Consider the following 5,219-nt stretch of genomic DNA (forward strand, 5'->3'; position numbering starts at 1 on the left):
GTGGTACTGGCGAACGTCGATGCCATCGAACAGCAGCTCGCCAGTGGTCGGCAAGTACAGCCGTCCGACCAGTCGCCCGAAGGTCGTCTTGCCCGAGCCGATGCGGCCGATGATACCGACGCGCTCGCCTGGATTGATCGACAGGTTGATAGCAGTCAGAACGTCGGTTTCCGTGCCTGGATAGGCAAAGCCGACATTGCGAAGCGTCAGTGCGCCGACGCGGATGGGGCGATTGACGAAGCCGACCGTATCAGGGCGATCCTCCGGCTGCTCCATGATGGAGTTCAGCACCCTCAGCGACAGCATCGCCTGCCGGAAGCGCGAAATGGTCATCGCAAGCTGGCCGAGCGGTGCCACGGCTCGGCCCGAAAGCATGACGGCGGCGATGATGGCGCCCGTCGAGACGGCACCACTGTCGAAAGCATAGGCGCCCGCTACCACTAGCCCCACAGTCACCAGCTGCTGCACGAACTGCGTCATGTTCGCGGCCGCCGACGACAGTTCCTTGATCTTTTCGGAGGTGTTGGCGGCATTTTTGGAATGCTCGCGCCACTTCCGCAACAGATAGGCCTCGGCACGCAGCGACTTGATCGTCTCGACCGTCGAGATCGACTCCACCAGCAGCGCCTGACGCTGGGAAGCCTCGTTCATCGACGCCGCCACACGCTTGCCGATACGGTGCTGCGCCACGAGCCCAATGATGACCGCCGCGATGAAGGCGATGATCGGCACAATGACCAGCCAGCCCGCAATCGCGTAGATCACCAGCAAGAAGATGAAGACGAATGCCGTATCGATGAAGGTGCTGACGGTGTTCGAGGTGAAGAATTCACGGACGAATTCATATTGCGAGACACGGTTGGCATATTCGCCGGTCGATGCGGGGCGCGCGCTGAGCGAGGTGTTCAACACCTTCTCAAACAGCATGTAGGAGATGCGCAGGTCGGCCTTGCGACCGGCATGGTCGATGAGGGCTGCGCGCGCCGTCTTGAGCAGCAGGTCAAACAGGATCGCGGTCGACACACCGATCGCCAGAACCCAAAGCGACGAGATCGACTTGTTGGGCAATATGCGGTCGTAGACGTTCATCGTGAAAATGGGCGAGGCAATCGCCAGAAGGTTGATGAAGATCGCTGCCAGCGCCACGCGCGAGTAGGAGCGCCAGAACATGCCCAGCGTGCCGTACAGCCAGTGCGGCCGTTCGATCCTGGCGGCATTGCCGACATTCATGTCCTCGGCGGTATTGGCATAGGTGATCGAAAAGCCGACGCCTCCGGCAATCGGTGTAGCCATCAACTCGGCGCGCGAGATTGATGTGCGCCCGTCTTCCTGAGGGCCCGTCAGAAACTCGGCGCCGTCGCGCTGCTCCGCCAGAATGGCGATGGGCAAGCGGTTGGGGCGGAATATGATCGCTGGCAGGTCGAAGCGGCCGCGTGCGAAGTCGCGATGCTCGAATTCCGTCGTTTCCAGGCCGATGCGCTCGGCGAGGTGCCTGATTTCCTGCACCTCTATCCGCGTCGCTGAGATCGGCACGCCGGAAAACAGCACTGTTTCAGCGCTCGGGCGGCCAAGATAGGCAGCAACCGCTGAAAAGCAGGACTTGAACGCTTCTACCGGCGTCTGGATATGAATCTGCTGGTTCATGACGGGCGGGGGCTGCCGTCAGGCAGCCACCCTATTTCTTTCTGACCGGGGCCAGGAGGTCGAACGGCATATTGTTTACCTGCTCCGAAGGCGTCCGCGCATAGGTGTCGGTATCGGCTGTCGCTGGCACGTTGAACTCGTTGCGGGCATAGGCGGTAGACTGCTTTGCCGGCGCTATGCCCATCGTCGTCAACAGCTGGCCGGTTGCTGCCAGGAGGCGATATTCGGCGAACAATGATGCGAAAGCCGCGGTGTTGGCAAGGGTTTCGGAATTGAAGCGCGTATTCTGCGCATCGAGCACGTCGAGCAGCGAGCGCTGGCCGACCTTGAACTGCTCGCGATAGGACACGACGAGCCGGTCGTTGACAGCCGTCTGCAGGCGCAGCGTCTTGGTCAGTTCGGCTTGGCGGAAGCGACGTTCCCACGAAATGCGCACGGCCTCATCGACCTCACGCTGGACCTGATTAAGTGCAAGCCGCGTCTCGCTCACGCGCCGGATATGTTCCTGCTCGTTGGCCTTATCGATGCCGCCGCGATAGAGGTTCCAGCGCAGCACCAGGCGGGCCTGCAGGTCGTTGGTATCGTCGCTGTCGCCGTCGATATCGGTACCGACGCGGGCCCGGCCTTCTGCTACGACTTCCGGCCCGTATTTGGCCCGCGCCGCATCGACGAGCGAAGCGGCAGCGTCGATGTCGCTGCTGACCATATGAACGCGTGGATTGTTGCGACGGGCAAGCCCGATCGCGTCGTCAAGCGAGCGGGGCAACGCCTTGGCTACGGAGCCAGGCTTGGATGGGCTTGTCAGCGGTTTGCCGACAGTCTTGTAGAACCTGATCTTTGCTGCTTCCAGCTCTTCGTTTGCTTCCTGCAAACGGGCCTGCGCGGCATAAAGCCGTTCTTCGGCCTGCTGCCGGTCGGCATCGGTCAGGGCGCCGCCCTGGATGCCTTCGCGGATGTCGCCGAGGATCGACTGGTGGACACCGAGGTTCCTCTTGGCGTCGCCAACGATCTGCGCCTGCAGCATATATTCGAGATAGTCCTGGACGACCGAAAGCCCGATGAATTCGGAGCGTTCGAGCACGCGGAAGGACGCACCATCGACACGCGAGGCCTGGCGCGACAGTTCGGCACGACGGGCGCCATTGTCGAACAGTTTCTGCGTCACGACCACACCCGCTTCTGACGGGTACAGACTGTCGTCTTCAATCGAAAGGGCGCGCCGCGATGAGTTGTCGAGCCGGCGCGCACCGGTCGATGCTTCGAAGTCGACGCTCGGAAGGTAAAGCCCCTTCGCCTGGCGCAGCTCGAATTCGATYGCTTCGCGGTTTTCGATGGCCTGGCCRATCTCAGGGTTGGATTCGACGGCCACCGCCATCGCTTCCGTCAGCGTCAGCGCGTTGGCGCCATTGCCCGACAGCATGGTTGCCGTCAGCAATACCCCAAGCCGCATCGCCAGTCGTCCGAGACGCATCGGCATAAACATTCCCCCACAACCTTCCGGTGCCCCGCAGCAGCCGAAATCCCAAACCCATCCACTAGGAGCAATTATCCAGTAGCGGAAGAAAATCGACAGTAAATTTAATGCCCCTACTCTGAATCCAGCGATTCAAGTGATTTGGCCAAAGCACTGATGCAAAAATGCTACATTTCTGGCTGCTAAAGCTGCCGCGGCACGATCAGCACACAGGTTTTGCACTGACGATGCCACCTCGCGGATCGAGGCGGCGGGTCAACCTGCAATTGCCGTGGGTTCAGTGTCCGTCGATTCGCCATGCGCCAGCCCGTGCCTGGCCGCTTTGCAGTCACTTTATTGCGGCAGCGGGCCCTCGCCGGGCGCGATTGCGGCAAAGCTGCCTGTTGCAGCCGCGATTTGTTCCGAGCCGGGTTTCGCGCCATGGATCCAGGCACGATCGGTGCTGAAGGAATAAAGCGGAACATAGCTCTTCAGCGCGCCGTCGCGCAGGACATCGTTGCTCAAATTGTCGAGAATGAAGGTTCCACTCTGGGTGGCAATCGAGAGAACGGCATGGAAGACGCCCCGGCTGCTGTCTTGCAACACCACAAGCGACATGCTCTGCGCCGGCACGCCGGCTTCGATCAACGCCGCCATCTTGAGAATGGCAAAGTCTTCGCAGTCGCCAGCACCGCGCGAAAGTATTTCCGCGGGCTTCGCCCAGTAATCGAGATTACCGTAGACCGCCTCATCCTTGCGGTAGGCGATCATCGTGTTCACCGCGCGGTTCACGGCGACGAGCTTGTCGAGGAACTTGCCGTCGCGGCTACGCACGGCCAGCGCTGAAAGGATTGCGCCGTTCTTGCCGCAAGCGGCCTGATCAGCGCAGTCGCTGATCTGGCGATAGACCTTGGCCCAGCGCCCCGCGACAGGGAAATTGCGCATCGGAATAGCAACCGAACCGAACACGCCGGGAATGATGGCAGCTGTTTTCATCTGGTCGATACCTGCAGCCGCGGCGTCGTTATCGGGCGTGCTGCGCAAGGCAAGACCGTAGCCGTCGAAATCCCGCCCGAACTGGAAGGGCTTGGCGGCTGTAGGTGCTGCAGGTTCGACAAGCAGCAAGCCGCCGAGAAGCGGCGCGGCGTGAGTCTGGGTGACTGTCAGCGACGCCACATCAATTCGCTCGCTTGCACTGGCTCCGTTGAACGCCGCAACGAGAAGCGCTGCCGCTGCAAGGCTCTTCAATCCGAGTTTCGAAACGTTGCTCGCTGTTGCTTTCATCGCGCCCACCTATTTTGATGGAAGCTAACAACATCATCTCAAATTATCGGAAATAAACACGGGTAACTGCAGTATAATCTTCGAGATATACTTTTCAGAAAATTTTACGCAATTTTTCGACGTTCACACTGCGTCTCTTCCAAGACTGGCACTGCCATGCAATCCATATCCATCTGTTCGATGGTGAAATGCTTTGCCGCGCCGTCAGGACGTTGTGCAGTGTTGTGTGAGAGCGAAAGCGACGTGACCTCGCGGCGTGCAATTCTTGTTCAATTGGTTGCGCTCGCCGCGATTGGCGCGGTTGCGTTGGTCGTCATTGCACAGGGCAGTGTTTATACACCACAACAGCCGATTTTCGAAGCCGATTCACCAGGCGCCATATCTGCCGACTCTACAAACAAGCCTCGTGTCGCCTTCGGAGACCTGGGAGCGACAAAGCGCGACGCGACACGAGCGATTGCCCCCGATGTCGTCGTACCGCCTGAAGCTGCTGGCCAGACGTTGGAACGCGTCGAGGCGAGACCTCCGCTCGGCGACTTGGGGCTCGCCCCGCCACCCAAGCCGATTGCACCAGACGATTGGGAGGGCACGCTTCTCTATCGTCCAGCGGTAACGTCCTCGGCCACGTTCCAGTCGATGGGCTACACGATCCTTATTGCCGGCACCGAGGGGCTCAGTCCCGATCAGACATGCGAGTTCGAGGGTGCGACGTGGAACTGCGGCGAGCGGGCCATGCTTGCCTTTAGATACTGGCTGCGCGGCCGGGCGCCCTTGTGCCAGGTGTTTCCGCCGGCCGAAAGGCAAGCCGTGGCTGCCGCCTGCAGGCTCGGCAAGCAGG

4 protein-coding genes are annotated in these 5,219 nt (G+C 60.6%); 1 reads left to right on the top strand and 3 read right to left on the bottom strand.

Translation table 11 applies throughout. From position 1 onward, the window contains the following. From AC1DUU_RS22245 to AC1DUU_RS22255, 3 genes are all read right to left on the bottom strand, one after another. A partial coding sequence (locus AC1DUU_RS22245; protein WP_476785561.1) for an ABC transporter transmembrane domain-containing protein occupies window positions 1-1,644 on the bottom strand: 1,644 nt, incomplete at its 3' end. 31 nt (window positions 1,645-1,675) lie between these two features. Then, window positions 1,676-3,115: a TolC family protein gene (locus AC1DUU_RS22250; protein WP_476785564.1), complete on the bottom strand. Its 1,440-nt coding sequence runs from the start codon at window positions 3,113-3,115 to the stop codon at window positions 1,676-1,678. A 336-nt stretch (window positions 3,116-3,451) separates the two neighbouring features. Then, window positions 3,452-4,381, bottom strand: coding sequence for a transglutaminase-like cysteine peptidase (locus AC1DUU_RS22255; RefSeq protein ID WP_476785562.1), 930 nt, complete (start codon window positions 4,379-4,381; stop codon window positions 3,452-3,454). Window positions 4,382-4,624: 243 nt separating this feature from the next. Between AC1DUU_RS22255 and AC1DUU_RS22260 the strand changes: the two genes are divergently transcribed. Beyond that, a partial coding sequence (locus tag AC1DUU_RS22260; RefSeq protein ID WP_476785563.1) for a thermonuclease family protein occupies window positions 4,625-5,219 on the top strand: 595 nt, incomplete at its 3' end.

It is taken from the genome of Aminobacter sp. P4_H6_2 (assembly GCF_056400805.1).

Bases quoted from the DNA above. Each gene is read 5' to 3' on its own strand.
- AC1DUU_RS22255 (WP_476785562.1), bottom strand. From the start codon at position 4,381: ATGAAAGCAACAGCGAGCAACGTTTCGAAACTCGGATTGAAGAGCCTT.